This is a genomic window from Streptomyces sp. NPDC001450 (genome assembly GCF_053597295.1).
Genome location: NZ_JBSFHY010000023.1, coordinates 20190 through 41797 on the forward strand (window position 1 = coordinate 20190; position 21608 = coordinate 41797).

The window sequence follows — 21608 nt, forward strand, 5'->3', positions numbered from 1 at the left end:
GCGGCGACGGCCGGGCGCCGGACCCGGATCGGTCGTCCCCGAAAGCACCAGGCATGCAGGCCCTTGGGCAGGTGGCCACGCTTCTCGCCGACAGCGGTGTGGAGCTGTCCCCCGAGGAATTGCTGGACACGCTGTGGCTGGCGGGACGCCTGCGCGCGGACGGTTCGACGCCGCTGGCACGGGCGGTCGGCGAGGTGAGCGGCCCTGACGGTCCGAAGCCGGACGCAGTGCCGGGCATCCTGGACGACGCCGTCCCGGCTTCCGTGCCCGCCCCCACGCCGGAGTGGTCGTCCCCGCCCAAAGCCCCGCCACCCGCGTCCGTCGTCGCGCCGCCCCTTCCGCGCGGTCCCGACCAGGCTGTCCCGCGGCCGCCCCAGCCGCGCCTTCCCCTGCACGCGGCCGCCGTCCGGCCCTCGTCCCGTCCCGGCACGCCCGTCCACGCCGTCAGCGCCCCCACCCCCCGGGCCTCGCGTTTCGACCAGCTTCAACTGGGGCGCTCTCTGCGGCCATTGAAGCTGCGCGTCCGGGATCCACGGGACTCGGAGCTGGACGAGACGGCCACCGCCGAGGCCACGGCGGAGACGGGTCTGCCGGACGCCGTGCTGCGACCGTCGCAGGCGCGCTGGCTAGACGTCACGCTCCTGGTGGACGACGGGACCTCGATGCTGCTGTGGCAGCGCCTCGCGAGCGAGGTCAAGAGCTTGCTTGAGCGCAGCGGCGCCTTCCGCACCGTACGCGTGCTGGGCCTGGACACGCGCGGTTCGCACGCCCCGCGGCTGACGCCCCGCCCGTTCCTGGCCGACACCGCCGGCCTGCCCCCCTCGACCGTCACCGACACGACCGGCCGGACACTCGTCCTCGTCGTCAGCGACGGCGTGGGCGCGGCCTGGCGCGACGGCCGGATGCGAAGGCAGCTCGGGCAGTGGGGGCGGTACGGCCCGACGGCAGTGCTGCATGCCCTGCCCCCGCACTTGTGGGAGGGATCCGGGTTACGGGCCGCGCGCTGGCGCGTCACCACTAGACGGCGCGGCGCTCCGAATCTCGCATGGGAGGTGGCGGACCCGGTGCTGCCGCCAGAGCTGGTGGTGTTCGACGGTGTCGAGGTGCCGGTCCTCGCGCCCGATCCCGAGGCGCTGGGCGCGTGGGCGTCGCTCCTGACGTCACCGGGGACCAGCACGGTGCTGCCCCTGCTCTCCGCTCCATCCGCCGTCCGTCTCCCCAGCGCTGCTGCGGGAGCCGCGCAGGCCGTCCTGCGGTTCCGTGAGACGGCGTCCCCCGAGGCCTACCGGCTCGCCGCGCATCTGGCGGCGATGGCTCCGGTGTCCGTCCCGGTCATGCGGCTCGTCCAGCAGGTGCTCGGCCCGCGTTTCGACACCGGTCACCTCGCGGAGGTGTTCCTCGGCGGGCTGATGCGGCCCACCGGGGCGGGTCCGGGTCCACTCGTCCCGCAGCACCGTCGTTACGACTTCTGCGAAGAGGCCCGCGGCATCCTGCTCGGTACGGCTCCGGCCGTGGAACTCCTCAAGACGGGCCGCGCCGTGGCCGACCGATTGGCCCGGCTCGTCGGCCGCTCCCCCGACTTCCCGGCCTGGCTGGCGCATCCGGACGGTGCCGATGAGGCCGTGGCCGAGTCGGAGCCGTTCGGCTGGATCGACCGGCGTCTGCTGCGGAGGCTGGGCGTGCCCGCGGACGAGGGCGGCGCACCGGCGCCGGGCCGGGTCGGCGGGGATCCCGTACGACCTGCGGACGAGGCACCGGAGGAACCGCCGCCCGCGTACGTCGACGCACCCGGTTCGCCGTGGCTGTCGCTCGGGTACGGCAATCCACGGAAGGTGCGCAACTGGTGGTTGTTCGCCCGGCACAAGCACGCCTGGACCCACGAGGGGATGTTCCTGGGGCGGGACCTCAGCGGCCGGACGGCCGCGATCCGGCTGAAGGGCCCGCAGTCCGCGCAGCGCGCGCCCGTGAAGCGGGAGGTCGAGGCGCTGCAGGGGCTGAAGGGAAGGGGCGCGCCCGAACTGCTGGACCAGGGCGGCACCTGGACGGCGACGGAACTGCTCCTGGCGGAGGGTGATCCCCCGTACCCCGTCCCGAGTCTCGCCCACCGTGTGGAGCTGCTGGGTCCGCTTCCGGTGGAGGAGTTCATCCACATCGCCCATCACGCGGCTGACGTACTCGCCCACGCGCACGCCAGGGGAATCATGCACGGGGGTCTCACCGCGCAGCGGATCCTGCCGGACAGTGAGGAGGTCTGCATCACCGGATGGAGTGCCGACGAGCACTCCGGGGACCGTGACGACGACATCGCGAGCCTGGGGTCGCTCCTGCTGGAGGCGGCCGGCCCCTGGCTGGGGCCCGGGCTGCGCGCGCTGCTGGAACGCTGCCGCGGCCCGGTGCTCGCAGACCGGCCGTCGGCAGCCCATCTCGCCATGTTCTTCAAGCACTTCGGGCATCAGACCGGCCCGCCGCCGGCCTTGCGCAGCTCCGTTCCGGTGGGCGTCGGCGACGACGGTCGGAAGGTGGCCCTCGACTTCGCCGTGATGGGCCCGCACGGCAGCGTGCAGGGGCCGTTCGCCGCACGGGCCGCGCTGCTGTACATCATCGTGAACGGCATGGCGCGCCGCATCTACGCGCCGGACGAGGTCCGGTTCGTCCTCGTCGGGGACGCTCGCCTCTATCTGGAACCACCGGCCGCCAGGGATCTGCGCCAGGTGGTGTTCCCGTCGGAGACCGGGGACGTGCACGAGGCGCTCGGAGGGGAACTGCGGCTTCGTCGGGCCCTGCTCGACGAGGCCCGTGCGGCAGGCCGGCCCCGCCCGGCGCTCAGCCCGGTGGTCGTGGTCACCGAGGCGCAGGACCCGGGGACGACCGCCGCCTGGCAGCGCGCCCTGCCACCCGAACTCGGCGTCCATCTGCTGGTGCTGGAGGGCGCGGCCGACCCCCCGACGGAGCTCGGCTACCGGATCGTGCTCGACGACGAGGGCGCGGGCAGCCTCACGTACGGCGCGGCCCGGCACACCGTCGGCTTCCGGCGATTGCTGACGGCGCCGCGTGTCGATCCGGCGGCGAAGCTGACGGACGAGCAGCGCCAAGCGGTCTACCTGGGGCGGTCCGGGCGCCTTCGCGAGGCCGTGATCGCGCTGCAGGACATCGCCGTCGAACAGCGCGACCTGCTCGGTCCCGACCATCCCGACACCCTCTCCAGCCACTATGAGATCGGCACCATGTACTTGTGGTGGGGGAGGTACGGGGAAGCGCTCGACACCTTCACGTACACAGCGGCACGGCGCGTGACGGCGCTGGGCCCCAAGCATCCGGACACCCTGTACGCGCACCAGCAGCGTGCGTACACGTTGAACAGGCTCGGCCGCACCGACGAGGCGTACGCGGTGTACTGCGACGTGCTCGACGGCTGGCTGGCCTCGGTCGGCGAGCAGCATCCCGCCACTCTGCTGACCCGGCACAGCCTGGCCGCCACGCTGATCGCCCTCGAACGCTACGACGAGGCGCTGCGGCAGGCTCGCGCCGCTCACCGGGGCCGAATCCGGATCCTTGGCGACGGTCACCCCAGCACGATGGCGAGTGCCCACGAACTCGCCATCGCGCTGTTCGGATCAGGCCAGGAGGAGCAGGGGACGGAGTTGGCGCTGAATCTGTACATGCAGCGCGTGCGGGTGCTCGGAGCGGATCACGAGGACACGCTCGCGACACGGCGTCTGCTCGGCGACAACCCGTTCCCGGAGGCGGATTCCCCCCACCGCTACCCTTCTTGAGTGACCACCACCCAAGACTTCGCCACATACATCGCGAGCCTCCCCCGCGTGCTCGCCGGTGCCGCCGCGCTCTTCCGGGACGACGAGGGGCGCGTGCTGCTCGTCGAGCCCAACTACCGTGAGGGCTGGGCCCTTCCGGGCGGCACGATCGAGTCGGACGACGGTGAGACGCCCCGCCAGGGGGCGCGCCGCGAGACCCTCGAGGAGGTCGGCCTGGACCGGGAACTCGGCCGGCTGCTGGCGGTCGACTGGGTGCACGGCACCGGCCGGCCGTCGCTGGTGGCCTACCTGTACGACGGGGGTGTGCTGCCCGAGACCGACTTCAAGGCGATCCGGCTGCAGGAGGAGGAGCTGCTGTCCTGGCGTCTGGTGGCCCACGAGGAGATCCCCGAGTACCTGCCCGGCGCCCTCGGCCGCCGCGTCCTGGCCGCACTGGACGTCCTGGCTCAGGGCACGGGCACGGCGGAGCTGGAGAACGGCCACCGGGTGGCCCAGGTGTATTGACCCGCAGCGCTGTTCACACGGCTGATGGGTGGCCGGCCGCCGAGCGCGGTGCGGCAGCGGTGGTGGTTATAGGTGTACAGGAAGTCTGCCAGGGCTTGGGTCCGTTCGGTGTTGCTGGTGTAGGGGCGGATATAGGCCCGTTCGTCGAGCAGGGTGCGGTTGAAGCGTTCGGCCTTGCCGTTGGTCTGCGGCCGGCAGGCGCGGGTGAGCTTGCCGGCCGCGCCGAGGTCGGCCAGTGCCTGGCGCCGGGCGAAGCTCTTGCGGTAGGGCCAGGCGTTGTCGGTCAGGACCCGTTCGATCCAGGTGATGCCGGCCGTATGGAAGCACGCTGCGGCCCGGCGGAGGAAGGCGGCGCAGGTGGCGGCCTTCTCGGTCGCTGTCGATCTCGCTGCAGGCCAGGCGGGTGTGGTCGTCGACGGCGGAGTGCATGTAGTCGAAGCCCATGCAGGCCCGGGATCGGGCCGATGCGTGCCGGGCCCAGCCTGCGGTCCTGCCGCAGCCTGCGCACACGCCTCGGTGGCGGCCGGGGTCCGGTGCGGTGTCCTGCGGGGACGGCTGGAACGGTCGGCCAGTCCGGCTTCCCCCTCCTGCCTCCACCGGCGCACCCACTTGTGCGCCGTCGTGCGGGAGATGCTCATCTCTGCCGCGACATGTGCCACGGCTCGGCCGGAGTGGACACGCCCGACAAGCAGCCGCCTGCCAAAGACGGTCAGGCGGGCATTACGGTGGGACACGAAGACCTCCGTGCGGTGCAGTCCTAGACAGCTCCACCACACCGGAGGTCTTCGCCATGATCAAGCCCAGCCAGTGTCAACAACGCTCGTGATCAATACACCCAGGGGCCTGTCCCCCAGGTCCTGATGCCGCCGGGATGCGGTGTGACCCCGGCGGCGGGTGCGCTCAGGCCGTACGGACCGGCTGCCCGGCGACGACCGGGTGGTCGCGGTCGATCAGCCCGTGGGCCGCGGCACCCCCGGGCGAGCCGAGGTCGTCGAAGAACTCGGCGTTCGCCGCCTTGTACTCCGCCCACTCCGCGGGGGTGTCGTCCTCGTAGAAGATCGCCTCGACCGGGCAGACCGGCTCGCAGGCTCCGCAGTCCACGCACTCGTCGGGGTGGATGTACAGGGCGCGTTGCCCTTCGTAGATGCAGTCGACGGGGCACTCCTCGATGCAGGCCTTGTCCTTGACGTCGACGCAGGGCTGGGCGACCACGTAGGTCATGGAAGCTCCTTCTCCCTCTCCATCTGCTCGGCGAGCTTGAGTGCCTCGTCGATGAGGGTCTCCACGATCTTCGATTCGGGTACGGTCCGGATAACCTCTCCCTTGACGAAGATCTGCCCCTTGCCGTTGCCGGAGGCGACGCCGAGGTCGGCCTCGCGAGCCTCGCCGGGGCCGTTCACGACACACCCCATGACGGCGACGCGCAGCGGGACCTCCATGCCGGACAGACCGGCGGTCACCTCGTCGGCGAGCTTGTAGACGTCGACCTGGGCCCGCCCACAGGACGGGCACGACACGATCTCCAGCCGGCGCTGCCTCAGGTTCAGCGACTCCAGGATCTGGATGCCGACCTTGGCCTCCTCGGCGGGCGGGGCCGACAGCGACACACGGATGGTGTCGCCGATGCCCTCGCTGAGCAGCGCGCCGAAGGCCACCGCCGACTTGATCGTGCCCTGGAAGGCGGGGCCGGCCTCGGTGACGCCCAGGTGAAGCGGGTAGTCGCACTGCTCGGCGAGCAGCCGGTAGGCGCTGACCATGACCACCGGGTCGTTGTGCTTGACGGAGATCTTGAGGTCCCGGAAGCCGTGCTCCTCGAACAGCGAGCACTCCCACAGCGCGGACTCCACCAGCGCCTGCGGGGTGGCCTTGCCGTACTTGGCGAGCAGGCGCCGGTCGAGGGAGCCCGCGTTCACCCCGATCCGGATCGGGACCCCCGCGTCCCCGGCTGCCCGGGCGATCTCCTTGACCTTGTCGTCGAACTGCCGGATGTTGCCCGGGTTGACGCGGACCCCCGCGCATCCGGCGTCGATGGCGGCGAAGACGTAGCGGGGCTGGAAGTGGATGTCGGCGACGACGGGGATCGGGGACTTGCGGGCGATGGCCGGCAGGGCGTCCGCGTCGTCCTGCGAGGGGCAGGCCACCCGGACGATCTGGCAGCCGGCCGCGGTCAGTTCGGCGATCTGCTGGAGAGTGGCCCCGACGTCGGCGGTCGGGGTCGTGGTCATGGACTGGACCGAGACGGGCGCGTCGCCGCCGACGGCGACGGAGCCGACCCTGATCTGCCGGCTGACGCGGCGTGGGGCGAGGCGCAACGGCACGGTCGGCACCCCGAGCGAGACGGACATGGCACGGTTCTCCTCAGTGTGGGGGTACAGCTGGGTGGGGTACGGCACGGTGGGCGCGGCGCACGGCGGCACAGCTGTACGTCAGTGCCGCCGCCAGGTCGTCGGCGATCCGGGAGGCGGTGAGTCCGGCGGACTCGAGGATCTCGGACCGGGAGCCGTGGGCGAGGAACCGCTGGGGCAGGCCGAAGACGCGCACCGGGGCGGGCGCGCCCGCGTCGCTCAGCGCCTGGGCCACCGCGGCCCCGGCTCCGCCGGCCCGGCCGTTGTCCTCGACCGTGGCGACCAGCCGGTGTCCCAGGCTCAGTTCCACCAGGGCCGGTGGCACCGGCTTGATCCAGCGCGGGTCGACGACGGTGACGCCGACGCCCTCCAGGGCGAGCAGCGCGGCGACCTCGAGGCAGGTGCCGGCCATGGCCCCGACGGAGACGAGGAGCAGGTCCGCGTGCTCCCCCCGCCGGAGCACGTCGACCCCGCCGACGGTGCGGACGGCTGGAATGTCCTCGCCCGTCGTGCCCTTGGGGAAGCGCAGGGCGGTCGGGCCGTCGTGGACGGCGACGGCCTCGCGCAGGGCGTGGCGCAGGGTGGCGGCGTCGCGGGGCACCGCGAGCCGCAGTCCGGGAACGAGGTTCAGCAGCGACAGGTCCCACATGCCGTTGTGCGAGGGGCCGTCGTCGCCGGTGACGCCCGCCCGGTCCAGCACCAGGGTGACCGGGGCGCGGTGCAGGGCCGCGTCCATGAGCAGCTGGTCGAAGGCGCGGTTGAGGAAGGTGGCGTAGATCGCCACCACCGGGTGCATCCCGCCCAGAGCCAGGCCCGCGGCGGCGGTGACCGCGTGCTGTTCGGCGATACCCACGTCGAGGGTGCGCTCCGGGTGGCGGGCGGCGAACTCGGTCAGGCCGGTCGGGTGGAGCATGGCCGCGGTGACGGCCACCAGATCCGGTCGCTGTGTGCCGAGTTCGGCCAGCTCCCGGCCGAACACGGCGGTCCAGGAGGGCGAGCCGTCACCGCTCGGCCGGCCGGGGCGCAGCGGACGGACGGCGTGCTGGCGGTCCGCCTCGTCCTGTTCGGCCGGGGCGTGGCCGCGGCCCTTCTCGGTGACGCAGTGCACGACGACGGACCGGCCGAGGTCCCGCGCCCGGCGCAGGGCCGCCTCCACGGCCGTGATGTCGTGCCCGTCCACGGGCCCCAGATAGGTGAGGCCCAGGGTCTCGAACAGGCACTCCGGGGTGGTCCTGGTGCGCAGCGCGGCCAGGTGCTCGGCGATGCCGCCGGTGGTGGGGCCGTAGGAACGGGTGTTGTCGTTGAGCACCACGATCACCGGGTGACCCGGGGCGGTCGCGATGTTGTTCAGCGCCTCCCAGGCCATGCCCCCGGTGAGCGCACCGTCCCCGAGGACCGCCACCACGGCACGGTCCGTGTCCCCGCGCAGCCCGGACGCGCGGGCCGCGCCGGCCGCCCAGGACAGCACGGTGGAGGCGTGCGAGTTCTCGATGACGTCGTGCGCGGACTCGGCCCTGCACGGGTACCCGGACAGTCCGCCGCGCTGCCGGAGCGAGCCGAGGGCGCCGGCCCGGCCGGTGAGGATCTTGTGGACGTAGGACTGGTGGCCGGTGTCCCACAGGATGCGGTCGCGCGGGGACTCGAAGACGCGGTGCAGGGCGACGGACAGTTCGACGACCCCGAGGTTGGGGCCGAGGTGTCCGCCGGTGCGGGTGATGGTGTCCACCAGCAGCCGCCGGATCTCCGGTACGAGCCGGTGGACCTGCTGGGTGGACATGGCCCGCACGTCCTCGGGCCCCTGTATCTCCTCGACGATGTTCTTGCCGGTGCCGGTCTCCGCCGCGCGTGTCTCCGTCGTCACGCGTACCTCCTCTGTCGCGTTCATCGCACCTGGGCCTCGTCCGCGAGCGGGGTGCGCGGGATCCGGCCGGTGACCGGATCGGCCAGCCGGGCCGGCATGGCGAAGACCACGTCCTCGGGCATCGCCTGCTGCAACTCCACCTCGCGGTAACCGAGTTCGGCCAGCAGGGTGAGGAGCCCGCGGACGAGGACCTCGGGTGCGCTGGCCCCGGCGCTGACGCCGATGCTCGCCACGCCGTCCAGCCAGGCCTCCTCGAAGTGGTCCCGGTCGGGGACGAGGTGGGCCCGGCAGCCGTGCTCGCGCGCGACCTCGACCATGCGCAGCGAGTTGCTGGAGTTGCCGGATCCCACGACGAGGACCAGGTCGTGACGGCGTGCCAGGTCCTTGACGGCGTTCTGCCGGTTCTGGCTCGCGTAGCAGATGTCGTCACCGCCGGGGGCGACGATGTCCCGGAACCGCGCGCGGAGCGCCTCGACCACCTTGGCGGTCTCGTCGAAGGACAGGGTGGTCTGGGTGAGGAAGGCCACCGGGGTGTCGTCCGGCAGGTCGAGCCGGGCCACGTCGTCCACGGTCTCGACCACGACGGTGCGTTCGGGCGCCTCGCCGAGGACGCCGTCGACCTCCTCGTGGCCGGCGTGGCCGACCAGCAGGATGGTGCGGCCGTCGCGGGCGAAGCGCAGGGCCTCCTGGTGCACCTTGGCCACCAGCGGGCAGGTGGCGTCGATGACCTCCAGCCGGCGCCGGTCCGCGCCGGCCCGCACCGCCGGGGATACGCCGTGCGCGGAGAAGACGCACACGGCGCCGTGCGGGACGTCCTCCTCGCTGTCCACGAAGACCGCGCCGCGCTGCTCCAGTTCGGAGACGATGTAGTGGTTGTGCACGATCTCCTTGCGCACGTACACCGGTGCGCCGTGCAGGTCCAGGGCCCGCTCCACGATGCCGATCGCCCGCCGTACTCCGGCGCAGAAGCCGCGCGGCTGGGCGAGGACGACCTTGCCGGCTCCGCTCACGCGGCGTCACCCCCGCCGATGCGGGGCGAGGGGACCGCTCCCGCCGTGGGGCGCTCGGTGCGGGCGTTGATGCGCAGCCGCAGCCGACGGGGGTGGTAGACGGTGGCCAGCGGGACGGGCCGGACGTCGGCGTCGGGCTCGCAGGTGATCCGCCATTTGCCGAGGACGGTGGCGAGGCCGAGGGCGGCCTCGGTGCGGGCGTACAGGTCGCCGATGCACTTGCGGGCGCCGGTGCCGAACGGCATGAACGCCTGCCGGGCGAGCGGGTTGACCCGGTCGGGCAGCCAGCGGTCGGGGTCGAAGCGGTGCTCGTCGGGGTAGGCCTCCTCGTTCAGCGCCACCGCGGCGGGGCTGAAGACGATGGTGGTCCCCTTCGGCAGGCGCCGGCCCGCCAGTTCGGTGTCGGCGGCGGTGAGCCGGGTGAACAGCCAGGCCGGCGGGTGCAGTCGGAGGGTCTCGCTGATGATCCGGTCGGTCAGTGAGAGGCTCGGCAGGTCGTCCCACTGCGGTGCCCGGCCGCCGAGGACGGTGTCGATCTCCTCGTACAGCGCGGCCTCGATGTCGGGGTGCTGGGAGAGCAGGTGGAAGATCCAGGTGAGGGTGCCGGCGACGGTCTCGGTGCCGGCCGCCATGACGGTGATGACCTGGTCGTGGATCTCGGTGTCGTCCAGCCGGCCGCCGTCCTCGTCCCGCGAGGCGAGCAGGGCGGAGAGCAGGTCGTCGTGTTCGGCGTCGTCGCGGCGGTAGTCGTCGATGAGCTGCTGGGTGGTCGCGTGCAGGTAGTCCAGGCTGCGGCGGTAGCGGCGGTTGGCCGGGGTGGGCAGGCGGCGCAGGAAGCGGGGCAGGAACATCTGCCGGAACAGCCCGTTGAGCACGGTGTCGAAGGCGCGCTCCACGCCGTCGGCGAGTTCCTTGCTGACGGGGGTGGAGTACAGGGTGCGGGCCACCGTGCGCAGGGCCATGCCGTACAGCTCCGGGAAGGCGTCGACGACCATGCCGTCGTGCCAGCGGCCGGAGGTGGCCTCGATCTCGGCGTGCATGGCGGTGGCGTAGCGTTTGAGCTGGGAGCGCTGGAAGGCCGACTGCATCAGCCGCCGCTGCCGGCGGTGGTCCTTGAACGGGCAGGTGACCAGGCCGTTTCCGGCGATGTCACGGGCCCGGTCGTAGAAGACGCCGCCCTTGTCGTAGGTGCGGTCGTTGGTCAGCACGTCGCGCAGCAGTCCGGGGTGGCAGGGCACGTAGGCGGAGGTCGGACCGATCTTGATCTTCACCAGGTCGCCGTGGGCGGACAGCGACGACATGAAGCGGACGGGCTGGCGCATCATCTGCAGGGCGTGGCCGACGACCGGGACCGCCCCGGGGGCCGTCCCGGCGCTGTAGGTCTGCTGGGGCATCGCAACCTCACATCGGGTGGGTGGTTGGGGGGGCTAGGGGGTGTCGTTTGGATCAGGTCGGCTGTGACAAGCGGTGCGGGCTGGGCGACGCCGGGATGATCCGAACGACACCCCCTAGCGGCTGCTGCCGAGTTCTTCGAGGTAGCCCTGGACGCTGGCGGCCACCGCGAACTCGGCGTCGTAGCGCCCCGAGGAGCGGTGCCAGTCGTAGGAGCCGCGGATCACCGTGCGCACGGCGTCGGTGCGGTACCGCTCCACGGCCTCGCGCTCGGCGGCGTCGAGGTCGTAGATGTCGCACACCTTGGACAGGCAGCTCTCCAGCAGCAGGTACTGGGAGAGGCGGGCGTGCACCTCGTCCTGGAGGTGGGCGATGCTGCGGCTCTTCGGCCAGCCGTGTTCCCGCTGCAGGATGAAGACCAGGTTGTTCCGCTCGCCCCGGGCCTCCTCCTTCTCCAGCGACGCGATGTCGTTGAACATCAGGTTGACGTCGATGGCGATCTGCAGCATCGCGGAGAGCACCGCGCTGTCGAAGACCCGCTGGGGCACCTCGAAGTGCCCGGCGGCCTCGGCCATGTCCACGGTGGGCTGGACGCCGATGGTCTGCCGGCGCACGGCCAGGTACTGGGCGGCGCAGTCGTAGGGGGTGTCGTGGAAGCGGCTGAGGGCCTCGTCGACGTATCCGGTGAAGTAGTTGCGCCAGTGCCGTGCGCTGCGTGCGCACCAGGAGGGGGACATGCCCGCGCAGCTGCGGTGCCAGATGTCGGCGAAGCCGTGCGCGATGGGCGGTGCGGTGTCGGGCAGCGGGCCGTCGAGGGCGGCCGCCACCGCGTCGGTGAGGCCGCGGGTCTCCTCCGGGTCCTCGCCGCGCGGTCCGTCGAAGAGGTCGTCGAAGAGGAAGAACCACGACATCAGGTCGACGCCCAGGTCGAGGTCGGCGCCGGTGGTGTGCGGGTAGAAGCGCGAGGCCAGGTCGGCGTAGGCGCCGCGCAGATGGCGTGCGGCGGCGGCCTCGGTGGTGATGAGGCCCAGGGAGCGCGGCCACTCCAACTGGTGGGCCTCGGCGCGGCGGTGGTCGGGGCTCTGCCGGCCGGGCAGCGGTATTCGGAAGTCGACGTCCTGCGGCATGGTGATCTCCGTGGTGGGGCGCTGGGGAAAACGACGGTGGCGTGGGGCGGCGGGTCATGTCCCCTCGGGAGGACGACCGGGCGGCGCTGCCCCACGGGGGATGCGGACGGGTGGGGGGAGACCGCGGGCCACGCTGCCCGCGGCCCGAGGGAGGCTCCGGGGCGACGCTGCCCGCGGAGCCGGGGCCTGGCCGGTGGCGCCGTCGCCCTCGGGGGTGGCGGCGGGGCCACGGCCCGTGTCCCCTACGGTCCTCGACAGTGCTGACAGATCTCTTACGGCTCCTGGTCCGGCCGGACTTCTCACACCTCGCGACGCACGATGAACCGCCCGACCGCGAGCAACTCCTCACACGCACCGGCGTCCAGTCCGGCGCCGCGCAGCGCCGCCTCGCCCAGCGCCATCCGGCGGGCCGCCTCGGCCTGGGCCCAGGCACGGCCGCCGACGGCCTCGATCAGGTCGGCCGCCCGGCGCAGCTCCGCCGGGTCGGGGTCGCCGGGCGCGGCCAGCCACGCGGCCAGTTCGACGCCGAGGGTGCCGCCCTGGTTGAGCGCGTAGGCGACCGGGAGGGACTTCTTGCGGGCGCGCAGATCGGAGTGGACGGACTTGCCGGTGGTGGCCGGATCGCCCCAGATGCCGAGGACGTCGTCGGTGAGCTGGAAGGCGAGGCCGACCTGTTCGCCGTAGAGCGCGAGGGCGTCCACGGCGGGCTGCGGTGCCCCGGCCAGCAGGGCGCCGATCGCGGCGCTCGCCGACAGCAGCGCGCCGGTCTTGCCGCCGGCCATCTCCAGGCACTCCTCGACGGTCACGTGCTGGCGCTGCTCGAAGGCCATGTCCTGGACCTGACCGTGGATCAGCCGGCGGGTGGTGCGGGCGAGGAGTCCGGCCGCGGGCGCCGCGGTGGGCAGCCCGCAGTCGAGCAGCACCTCCTGGGCGAGGGCCAGCAGCGCGTCGCCGGTGAGGATCGCGCTGGAGGCGCCCCACAGCGACCAGACGGTACGGCGGTGGCGGCGCTCCTCGTCACCGTCCATCAGGTCGTCGTGCAGCAGGGAGAAGTTGTGCACCAGCTCGACGGCGACCGCGCCGGGCAGCGCGGTCTCGGGTCGCGCGCCGACCGCCTCGGCCGACAGCAGGGCGAGGGCGGGGCGTACGGCCTTGCCGCCGTCGGCCGCGGTCGGCGCGCCGGCGGCGGTGATCCAGCCGAGGTGGTAGGCGGCCTGGTGGCGGGTGCGGCGGTCGAGCAGGTCAAGGGCGGTGCGCAGGCCGGGCGTGGTGACGTCCCGGCCGCGGTGCAGGCTCGCGGGGGTGACTCTCACGCCACGGCCTCCGCTCGCCAGGGCTCCACCGGGTCGTCGAAGATGGCCACCACCTTGCGCAGGATGCGCCGGTCCGCCGGGTCGAAGGGCGTCTTCGCGTGGATGGTGCCGAGCTGGTCCCACATGACGATGTCGCCGGGCTGCCAGGTGTGGGCGTAGGTCAGCCCGGGGGCGCCGGCGTAGCCGCACAGTTCCTGGAGCAGCTCCTTGCTGGCCGTGGGGCCGAGTTCGAGGACGCGCTTGGTGTTGAGCGAGTTGACGTAGACGGCGTGGCGGCCGGTGCGGGGGTTGCGGGCGATCATCGGGTGGACGGTGGAGGTGCCGTCCTCGGGCAGGATCGCGGCGTCGGCCGGTCCGGTGCCGCCCTCGGGGCCGGCGAGGGACACCTCGCCCTGGTAGCTCTCCTCGATGGTCTCCTCGTAGCCGGAGCGCAGGGCGTGCCGGGCCCGGTAGGTGTGCAGCCGCCGGCGCAGCTGCGCGGGCAGGGCGTCGTAGACGGCGTACATGTCGGTGAACAGGGTCTGTCCGCCGCCGGAGACGGGGAGTTCCACGGCCGCGAGGAAGCCGATCCGGGACACCCGGGGCCGGAAGGAGTAGTCGGTGTGCCAGTCCATCCAGCCGGCGTCGCCGACGCCGATCTTCCGTCCGTTCTCCACGATGTTGGAGATGATCAGGATCTCGTTGTGGTCGGGGCTGGCGCCGGTGGTGAGCCCGGTCCTGGGGATGTGCCCGAAGCGACGTCCGAAGCCGAGCAGTTCGTCGTTCGAGGGGTCCCGGTGGCCGCGGAAGACCAGCACCAGGTGCCGGTCGAGTGCGGCCCAGATCCGCTCGACTGTGGTGTCGTCGAGGTCCGGGGTGATGGCGGCGCCGTGCACGACGGCTCCGACCGAGGAGCCTGGTATCGGCGAGACGTCCATGGCCTTGCGTCCCCCTTCGTGGATGCTGCGTGGATGCTGCGTGGTTGCTGCGTGGACGGGTGGGTCAGTCGCTCAGTTCGAGATGGGCGAGGTCACCGGCCTCGCGCCAGGTGCGCAGGACGTTCACGAACTCCACCGAGCCGCCGCCGTAGCTGCCGTTGAGGACGTGCAGCTCGCTCGGCCGGCCCTCGTTGTTGAACAGGCCCGGGGTGCAGGACTCCGCGTAGTCGAGGTTGCGGCCCGCGAGCCGGAGGATCTCCTCGACCCACTCCTTCTCGCCCGTGGCGGACGCCTCCACGACGTGCCGGCCCTGGTCCTGTACGGCCTTGAGGATGTGGGCGACGTGCCTGCTCTGCTCGCCCAGCATGTACGGGACGTTGACGTGCAGGCCCGACTGGACCTTGGAGAGGACGAAGCAGTTGGGGAAACGATTCACCATCAGTCCGTGCAGCGTTCGCGCCCCGTCCGCCCACTTCTCCGACAGCCGCAGCCCGTCCCGCCCCACGACCTCGTAGCCGGCCCGGCTGGTGTACGGCACCGCGTACTCGGACTCGTAACCCGAGGCGAAGACCAGGCAGTCCACCGGGTACTCCCGGCCGGCCGCGACCACCGCGTGCTCGGTGAGCCGCTCGATTCCGCGGCCCTCGGTGTCCACCAGGGTGACGTCGGGCCGGTTGAAGGTCTCCAGGTAACCGTCGTGGAAACAGGGCCGCTTGCAGAACAGCCGGTAGTACGGCTTCAGGGCGGCCGCGGTGGCGGGGTCGTGGACGACGGCGTCGACGCGGGCCCGCAGCTCCTCCATCTTGCGGAAGTCGGCGCGCTCGACGGCGCCGGCCGCCTCCTCGGGGCTGGTCCCGGCGGACTTCGGGAGGATCGCCGCGAGCCTGGCGGTGATCTCCGTCCAGCCGTCCGCGACGAGATCCTCCTGGGCGGCGACTCCCGAGGTCAGTGCGTGGAAGTTGTCCATGCGCCGCTGCTGCCAGCCCGGTTCGAGGCCCTTCGCCCAGTCCGGGTCGGTCGGCCGGTTGGCCCGTACGCCCACCGCGGGCGGGGTGCGCTGGAAGACGTACGTGTGCGCGGCCGCCTCGGCCAGGTGCGGGATCACCTGGACGGCCGTCGCGCCCGTCCCGACGATCCCGACCCGCTTGTCCTGGAGCGCCGCCAGGCTGCCCGGCACTCCGCCGCCGGTGTAGCCGTAGTCCCAGCGGGCGGCGTGGAAGGAGTGCCCGCGGAAGGTCTCGATGCCCTCGACGGAGGGGAGTTTGGGCCGGTGCAACGAGCCGATCGCCATGCACACGTACCGGGCCCGGAAGCGGTCGCCGCGGTCCGTGCGCACCAGCCAGTGCGCGGCGTCCTCGTCCCAGCGCAGTTCGGTGACCGAGGTCTGCAGCAGCGCGTCCCGGTAGAGGCCGTAGCGCCGGGCGACGGCCTGGCAGTGCGCGAGGATCTCGGCCCCGGTCACGTACTTCTCGGTCGGCACGGTGCCCAGCTCTTCGAGCAGCGGCATGTAGACGTAGCTCTCGACATCGCACCGGAGCCCGGGGAACCGGTTCCAGTACCAGGTCCCGCCCACGTCACCGGCCGCGTCGATCAGGCGGATCCGCTCGAAGCCGCAGGTCTCGCGCAGCCGTGCGCCCACCAGCAGGCCGCCGATGCCGGCGCCGACGACGGCGACGTCGACCTCGTCGGTGACGGGGTCTCGGTCGACCGGCTCGGTGTAGGGGTCGGCGGCGTAGCGGGACAGTTCCCCGCGCGCTGGGCGGTACGTCCGGCCGCCGGCCGCGGTCAGGCGCTTGTCGCGCTCCTCGCGGTACTTCGCCCGCACCGTCTCGATGTCGACCGTGTCGGCGGTGTCGGCGGTGTCGGCGGTGTCGGCGGTGTCGGCGGGGCCTGACGCGCCGTCGGCTAAGGGTTCTGTTCCAGAGCGTTCCACAGCGTCTCCTGCGTGGGGTGGACAGGTGAGGTCAGGTGGCGCCGTACGTCGTCGAACTGGTCGCGCAGCCGGGTGGGCGCGTCGGCGTTCGTGAACAGGTAGAAGCGGTCGGAGCCCAGCGCGTCCCACACGGTCTCGGCCACCCGCTCGGCGGAGACCGTGGTGTCGCCGGTCGCGTCCCGTGGCGCGGCGAGCCCGCGGACCATCGGGGTGTCGACCCGGCCGGGGCAGAGCACCGAGACCCGCACGGGAGTTCCGGCGAGGTCGGCCCGCAGGCTGCGGGCCACGGCCAGGTCGGCGTGCTTGGAGGCGGCGTAGGCCGCGCTGCCGCTGCCCACGGCGAACGCCGACATGGAGGCGGTGTGCACCAGGTGCGCGGGCCGCCCGCTCGCCAGCAGCCGGGGCACGAAGGCGCGGGCGACATGGACGTGCGCCCAGTGGTTCACCTCGAACACCTCGCGCATCCGGTCCAGCGGCACGGACCACAGCGGCATCCCGACGGGGCCGACGACACCGGCGTTGTTGCAGACCACGTCGATCTCGCCGAGCGTGTCGTACGCCGTGTCGGCCAGGGCCGTCACCGCGTCGGGGTCGGTGAGGTCCACTGTCTCGGCGCGAACCCGCGCGCCGCGCGCGGTGAGTTCGGCAGCCCGGCGGTGCAGGGCGTCGCCCTGGATGTCCGCCATGACCACGTCGACTCCGGACCGGGCGAGGCGGGCGGTGAGGGCGAGGCCGATACCGCTCGCCGCGCCGGTGACCACGGCCGTCCTGGGGTGTAGGTGCACGGGACCGTCCGTTCCTCGCATCCTGGGGCGGGCAAGGCACGGGCCGCGTCCTTGCGACCCGGAGGGGGTGTGCGGGGCGGGCGTCCGCCCTGGACCCGGTGGCCTCCACCCCGTGGGGAGCCGGGCGGAGGCCACCGGTGGTTCAGGCGGGGTCGGGCAGTCTGAGGCTGATGGCGAAGATGGTCAGCGAGAAGACGGAGAGCAGGGCGAGGACGATCACCGCTGCCGAGGAGTGGCCCATCGAGTCGCCGAGGGCGAGGTAGAGGGTGCCGCCCACGGTCGCGCCCAGGGCGGTGGCCGTCTGCTGGCTGGTGACCAGCACACCGCTGCCCATGCCGGCCTGGGCCGGCGGGACGTCGGCGAGGATCATCCGGAACAGGGTGGGCCCGATCAGGGCCTGCCCGACGCCGGTGAAGGCCAGTACGGCCAGCACCAGGACGACCGGGACGTCCGGCCAGGTGACCCCGACCAACAGCGCCATCAGCAGCAGTCCGGCTCCCTGGACGGTGGCCCCGAGGGTGACGATGCGCCGGCCGAGGGCCGCCGCGATCTTCGGGGTGAACAGCGCGACCACGAAGAAGGCGGAGGCGAACGGCGACAGCACCGCTCCCGAGCCCAGCCCGCCCAGACCGAAGTCGTCCTGGGCGACCAGGGCGTAGACGAACATGAAACTGCCGAAGCCGATCGAGAACGGAACCATCGCGAGCAGTCCCCGGCGCATCCCGGATTGCGAGAGGACCGACGGAGGCAGCAGCGGCGAACCGCCTTCCGCCTCCAGCCGCCGCTCGACCCGGACCAGCGCCACCACCGCGGCGGCGGCGACCACGGGCAGCGCCCACAGCCACAGCGGCCAGCCCAGCGCCTGCCCCTCCACGATCACCAGCAGGACACAGACCAGCGCCACCCCGAACAGCAGGGTGCCGGTCAGGTCGAAGCCCGGCCTGCGCTCGGCCCTGGTGTCCGGCATGTGCCGCACGGCCAGCAGCGCGGCCACCCCGACGGGCACGTTGATCAGGAAGACCGACCGCCAGCCGACCCCGGCGATGTCCAGCGAGACCAGCAGTCCGCCGAGGATCTGCCCGGCCACCGCCGCGAGTCCGGCGGTCGCGCCGTAGAGGCTGATGGCGCGGGCGCGGGCCTGGCCCTCGGTGGCCGCCTGGATGGTCGCGAGGACCTGCGGCACGAGCAGGGCCGCGGCCCCGCCCTGCAGGAGCCGGGCGGCGATGAGGAAGCCGACGGTCGGGGCCACACCGCACAGCGCGGAGCTGAGGGTGAAGGCGATCAGGCCCCACACGAAGAGCCGGCGCCTGCCGTAGGCGTCGCCCAGGCGCCCGCCGAGCACGAGCCCGAGCGCGTAGGCGATGCCGTAGCCGGACACCACCAGCTCCAGTGCGGTCTCGCTGCCGTTCAGGTCGTGGCCGATCGTGGTCAGCGCCACGTTGACGATGAAGAAGTCGACGATGGACAGGGCGAACCCGGTGAGCACCACGACCAGTCCGGTCGTGGACAAGCCGGCGGGCCTGTCGGCTTCCCGCGGGGGTGGCTGCTCCTGGATTCCGGGAGCGCCGGTGGGGGGTGCTTCGCGATGAGTCATCTATTCAACCGAGCTGGGGGTTCCGGTGATCTTGGACATGATTCCCTTGGCGGGGTCCTTCGCCGACTCCGTCCACGGCGTCAGCGCGTTGAAGCCGCGCTCCGACGCGGCCGGCTGCACCCGGGTGTCCATCGACATCCGCATGACGGGCGGGGAGGACAGGTTCGGTACCGACCTGTGGCAGGTGTAGGCGTGCAGGAACAGGACGTCGCCCGGCTCCATGGCGGAATGCAGCAAGACCTCGTCGTCGCCCATGAGTTCGGCGGGTATGCCGCGCACTGGGTGGCCGAACCTGCGGAAGGACTCGTGGACGACGTGCTCGCGCGGACCGCGCCGGTGGCTGCCGTCCGCGAGCGCGACCCCGCCGGACTCCTCGGTGGTCGCGATGAGCGGTATCCACGTGGGCCGGAAGTCCTTGTTGGGACCTATGTAGAAGCCGTCCTGGTGGAACGGCGTCAGGTGGGCGAACGACGGGTTCTCCGCGGCCGCGGCCGAGGGGTAGTAGCGGATGGTCGTGGAGCGGAAGACGAAGACGGGCTCACCGAAGACCTGCTCGAACACCCTGAGGGTCGAGGGGTGGTTCCAGAACTCGTCGTACTTCACGTACTTGTGCATCGCCACCTCGTCGACCTCCTCGAAGGAGTCGATGCCGACGTCGTCCAGCGTGGCCGCCGGGTCCGCCGCACCCAGCGCGATCAGGCCCTCCAGCATCTGCTCCGCGGCGGTCCGGACGAGGTCACGGTCGAGGACGCCGCGCAGATACAGGTAGCCGTGCTCCTCGAAGAAGCCGTCGAGCGCCTCGCGGTCGTCGAGCAGAGGCGCGCAGTCCGTGTATTCCCCGGTCATGTACGTCATGGGTTCCCGTCCTTGTGACATGGCCTGGTGGCATGGTCCGAAGGGGCGTGAGACGTGTCCCGCCCGGCGCGCGGGAAGGCCGGCGGCCGCGCCGGCGTCGGTGGCCGGCCGGTGCGTCAGAGGGTGGCGCCGACCAGCAGGGCGAGGTCGATGAGACGGTTCGAGTAACCCCACTCGTTGTCGTACCAGCCGACGACCTTGACCTGCTGGTCGGTCACGCGGGTCAGTTCGGCGTCGAAGACGCACGAGGCGGGGTCGCCCACGATGTCGGTGCTGACGAGGGGCGCCTCGGTGTACGACAGCAGGCCCTTGTAGGCGCCGGCCGCGGCCGCCGCGTACGCCTCCTTCACCTCTGCGACGGAGGTGCGCCGGCTCGGGGTCACCGTCAGGTCGGTGACCGAGCCGGTGGGCACGGGCACACGCAGGGCGAAGGCGTCGAGGCGGCCGGCCAGTTCCGGCAGGACCAGGCCGATGGCCTTGGCGGCGCCACTGGAGGTCGGCACGATGTTCAGGCCCGCGGCGCGCGCCCGGCGCAGGTCCTTGTGCGGGGCGTCCTGGAGGTTCTGGTCCTGGGTGTAGGCGTGGACGGTGGTCATCATGCCCGCCTCGATCCCGACGCTCTCGTGCAGCACCTTGGCCAGCACGGCGAGGCAGTTGGTGGTGCAGGAGGCGTTGGAGATGATCGTGTGCCGCTCTGGGTCGTAGGCGTCCTCGTTGACCCCGAGCACGACCGTGATGTCCTCACCGCTGGCCGGGGCGGCGATGATGACCTTCTTCGCACCGCCGTCGACGTGGGCGCGCGCCCGGGCGGCGTCGGTGAAGATGCCGGTGGACTCGATCACGATGTCCACGCCGAGATCGCCCCAGGGCAGGGCGCCCGGGTCGCGCTCGGCGAGCACCTTGATCGTCCGGCTGCCCACGCGGATCGCGCCCGGCTCGGCGGCGATCTCCTCGGGGAAGCGGCCCAGGATCGAGTCGTAGGCGAGCAGATGGGCCATGGTGTCGACGTCACCGAGATCGTTGACGGCGACGATCTCCAACTCCGGGCCCCGCGCGGCCATCGCGCGGAAGACGTTGCGGCCGATGCGTCCAAAACCGTTGATGCCGATGCGCACAGTCATAGATGTGTCCCTCACCTTGCGCTGCTGGGTGGTTGACGCGCCGTTGCGCCGAGGTGCGATGCCGGACCACACATCACCGCGGGGCGGGGACGTGGTGCATCACGACCTTATATAAGCATGCGATACATTTCCAGGGTGACCTCTCATCAGAACACCAGCCACGAAGCCGACTTGGACGTCGACGACCTCACCAGGGCGATCGAGAACTTCAACCGCTTCTACATCCGGCTCGCCTCCGTGCAGAAGCTGTCGTTCACGACGCTGTCGGTGCTGGACACGCTGGCCTTCAGGGGTCCGACACGACTGACGGACCTGGTCAGAACGGAGCAGTTGAGCCAGCCGGGCGTCACCCAGCTGGTGACCCGGCTCGAACGGGACGGACTCGTGGAACGCCGCCCCGACCCGACCGACGGCCGTGCCGTCCTCGTGCACATCACCGAGGAGGGCCGCAAGATCGGTCAGGCCCGGCACGCGGACCGGGCCCGTCATCTGCGGCCCCTGATCGACGAGTTGACGTCCGAGGAGCGGCGGACCATCGCCGCGGCCCTGCCCGTCTTCGCCCACCTGGCCCAACTCGGCATGCGGGCACGGCCGTAGGACGAAGCGCGCGTCGGCCGGTTCCCATTCCGGCGGCACTTGTACGACGGCCGCCTGGGCCATGCGGACGCCGGCATCCGAAGCCCCGCACCGAAATGGTCCACTCCACCACCCGCAAGGAACGCGCCACACCGATGCCCCACCCCGCCGGCCCGGACGACGACCGCGGCTGCGTCCGCCTGGTCCTCGCCGTCCCTCTGACCCTGCCGGCCCTCACCACCGCGCTCTTCTGCCGGACCGCGCCGACCATCCGCCCGTCGGACCCCTGGGACGACGAGGCGTACGCCGCAATCGTCCTGTCCTGCGCCCTGAGCCTCCTGGCCGCGGCCGCCGTGCTGATCCTGCGGCTGCTGCCGTCGGTACGGCGGTTGGCGGGGCGGGGCTGGGTGACACCGGCCCTGACCCTGGGGGTGGTGGCGGGGATGCGGTGGGGGCCTGGCTCGGCTGACGGGTTCAGCTGCTGCGGCGACACGACCGGACG

Annotated in this window: 16 protein-coding genes and 1 pseudogene; 3 read left to right on the top strand and 14 right to left on the bottom strand. The window is 72.2% G+C overall.

Annotation, left to right across the window (positions count from 1 at the left end):
* Positions 1-53: 53 nt before the first annotated feature.
* Both ACWC5O_RS24740 and ACWC5O_RS24745 read left to right on the top strand, forming a co-directional pair.
* On the top strand, positions 54-3773 hold the full coding sequence (locus tag ACWC5O_RS24740) for an SAV_2336 N-terminal domain-related protein (RefSeq protein ID WP_450583031.1): 3720 nt from the start codon (positions 54-56) through the stop codon (positions 3771-3773).
* Entirely contained in the window at positions 3774-4277 is a 504-nt protein-coding gene (locus tag ACWC5O_RS24745) for an NUDIX domain-containing protein (protein WP_450583029.1), read from the top strand.
* Here ACWC5O_RS24745 and ACWC5O_RS24750 read toward each other — a convergent pair.
* The 14 genes and pseudogenes from ACWC5O_RS24750 to gap form a co-directional block, all read right to left on the bottom strand.
* Positions 4220-5011 (bottom strand): annotated as a pseudogene (locus ACWC5O_RS24750) (integrase core domain-containing protein). The gene ACWC5O_RS24745 and the pseudogene ACWC5O_RS24750 overlap by 58 nt on opposite strands.
* A gap of 166 nt (positions 5012-5177) precedes the next feature.
* Entirely contained in the window at positions 5178-5498 is a 321-nt protein-coding gene (fdxA, locus tag ACWC5O_RS24755; protein WP_450583028.1) for a ferredoxin, read from the bottom strand.
* Complete coding sequence (ispG, locus tag ACWC5O_RS24760) at positions 5495-6622, bottom strand: flavodoxin-dependent (E)-4-hydroxy-3-methylbut-2-enyl-diphosphate synthase (protein WP_450583026.1); 1128 nt, start codon at positions 6620-6622, stop codon at positions 5495-5497. The genes fdxA and ispG overlap by 4 nt, the downstream gene beginning before the upstream one ends.
* A 13-nt stretch (positions 6623-6635) precedes the next feature.
* A complete protein-coding gene (locus tag ACWC5O_RS24765; protein ID WP_450583024.1) occupies positions 6636-8507 on the bottom strand; it encodes a 1-deoxy-D-xylulose-5-phosphate synthase in 1872 nt (623 codons plus the stop codon).
* On the bottom strand, positions 8504-9493 hold the full coding sequence (locus ACWC5O_RS24770) for a 4-hydroxy-3-methylbut-2-enyl diphosphate reductase (protein ID WP_450583022.1): 990 nt from the start codon (positions 9491-9493) through the stop codon (positions 8504-8506). The genes ACWC5O_RS24765 and ACWC5O_RS24770 overlap by 4 nt, the downstream gene beginning before the upstream one ends.
* Positions 9490-10887 carry a pentalenene oxygenase gene (ptlI, locus tag ACWC5O_RS24775; RefSeq protein WP_450583020.1) on the bottom strand — a complete coding sequence of 466 codons (1398 nt, stop codon included), beginning with the start codon at positions 10885-10887 and terminating at the stop codon, positions 9490-9492. Before ptlI ends, ACWC5O_RS24770 begins: the two co-directional genes overlap by 4 nt.
* A 114-nt stretch (positions 10888-11001) precedes the next feature.
* Entirely contained in the window at positions 11002-12012 is a 1011-nt protein-coding gene (gene ptlA / locus ACWC5O_RS24780) for a pentalenene synthase (RefSeq protein ID WP_450583019.1), read from the bottom strand.
* A gap of 299 nt (positions 12013-12311) precedes the next feature.
* Entirely contained in the window at positions 12312-13325 is a 1014-nt protein-coding gene (locus ACWC5O_RS24785) for a polyprenyl synthetase family protein (protein WP_450583017.1), read from the bottom strand.
* The gene (gene ptlD / locus ACWC5O_RS24790; RefSeq protein ID WP_450583015.1) at positions 13322-14242 is read right to left on the bottom strand and encodes a neopentalenolactone/pentalenolactone F synthase; all 921 of its coding nucleotides are present in this window, start codon (positions 14240-14242) and stop codon (positions 13322-13324) included. The genes ACWC5O_RS24785 and ptlD overlap by 4 nt, the downstream gene beginning before the upstream one ends.
* Before the next feature lie 64 nt (positions 14243-14306).
* Positions 14307-16175, bottom strand: coding sequence for a neopentalenolactone/pentalenolactone D synthase (gene ptlE, locus ACWC5O_RS24795; protein WP_450583013.1), 1869 nt, complete (start codon positions 16173-16175; stop codon positions 14307-14309).
* Positions 16148-16960 (bottom strand): 1-deoxy-11-beta-hydroxypentalenate dehydrogenase, encoded by an 813-nt coding sequence (gene ptlF, locus ACWC5O_RS24800; RefSeq protein WP_450583012.1) that lies wholly within the window; start codon positions 16958-16960, stop codon positions 16148-16150. The genes ptlE and ptlF overlap by 28 nt, the downstream gene beginning before the upstream one ends.
* A gap of 142 nt (positions 16961-17102) precedes the next feature.
* The gene (locus ACWC5O_RS24805) at positions 17103-18470 is read right to left on the bottom strand and encodes an MFS transporter (RefSeq protein WP_450583011.1); all 1368 of its coding nucleotides are present in this window, start codon (positions 18468-18470) and stop codon (positions 17103-17105) included.
* An 84-nt stretch (positions 18471-18554) separates the two neighbouring features.
* A complete protein-coding gene (gene ptlH, locus ACWC5O_RS24810) occupies positions 18555-19409 on the bottom strand; it encodes a 1-deoxypentalenic acid 11-beta-hydroxylase (RefSeq protein WP_450583009.1) in 855 nt (284 codons plus the stop codon).
* 116 nt (positions 19410-19525) lie between these two features.
* Positions 19526-20530, bottom strand: a complete 1005-nt coding sequence (gene gap / locus ACWC5O_RS24815; RefSeq protein WP_450583008.1) for a type I glyceraldehyde-3-phosphate dehydrogenase — start codon at positions 20528-20530, stop codon at positions 19526-19528.
* A gap of 135 nt (positions 20531-20665) precedes the next feature.
* Between gap and ACWC5O_RS24820 the strand changes: the two genes are divergently transcribed.
* Entirely contained in the window at positions 20666-21127 is a 462-nt protein-coding gene (locus ACWC5O_RS24820) for a MarR family winged helix-turn-helix transcriptional regulator (RefSeq protein WP_450583006.1), read from the top strand.
* The last annotated feature ends 481 nt before the right edge of the window (positions 21128-21608 follow it).

What these genes read in the sequence shown, in the direction of transcription:
- ptlH (WP_450583009.1), bottom strand. Translation starts at nt 19,409, where the DNA reads ATGACGTACATGACCGGGGAATACACGGACTGCGCGCCTCTGCTCGAC.
- ptlD (WP_450583015.1), bottom strand. Translation starts at nt 14,242, where the DNA reads ATGGACGTCTCGCCGATACCAGGCTCCTCGGTCGGAGCCGTCGTGCAC.
- ACWC5O_RS24765 (WP_450583024.1), bottom strand. Translation starts at nt 8,507, where the DNA reads ATGAACGCGACAGAGGAGGTACGCGTGACGACGGAGACACGCGCGGCG.
- ACWC5O_RS24740 (WP_450583031.1), top strand. Translation starts at nt 54, where the DNA reads ATGCAGGCCCTTGGGCAGGTGGCCACGCTTCTCGCCGACAGCGGTGTG.
- ptlI (WP_450583020.1), bottom strand. Translation starts at nt 10,887, where the DNA reads ATGCCCCAGCAGACCTACAGCGCCGGGACGGCCCCCGGGGCGGTCCCG.
- ispG (WP_450583026.1), bottom strand. Translation starts at nt 6,622, where the DNA reads ATGTCCGTCTCGCTCGGGGTGCCGACCGTGCCGTTGCGCCTCGCCCCA.
- ptlA (WP_450583019.1), bottom strand. Translation starts at nt 12,012, where the DNA reads ATGCCGCAGGACGTCGACTTCCGAATACCGCTGCCCGGCCGGCAGAGC.
- gap (WP_450583008.1), bottom strand. Translation starts at nt 20,530, where the DNA reads ATGACTGTGCGCATCGGCATCAACGGTTTTGGACGCATCGGCCGCAAC.
- fdxA (WP_450583028.1), bottom strand. Translation starts at nt 5,498, where the DNA reads ATGACCTACGTGGTCGCCCAGCCCTGCGTCGACGTCAAGGACAAGGCC.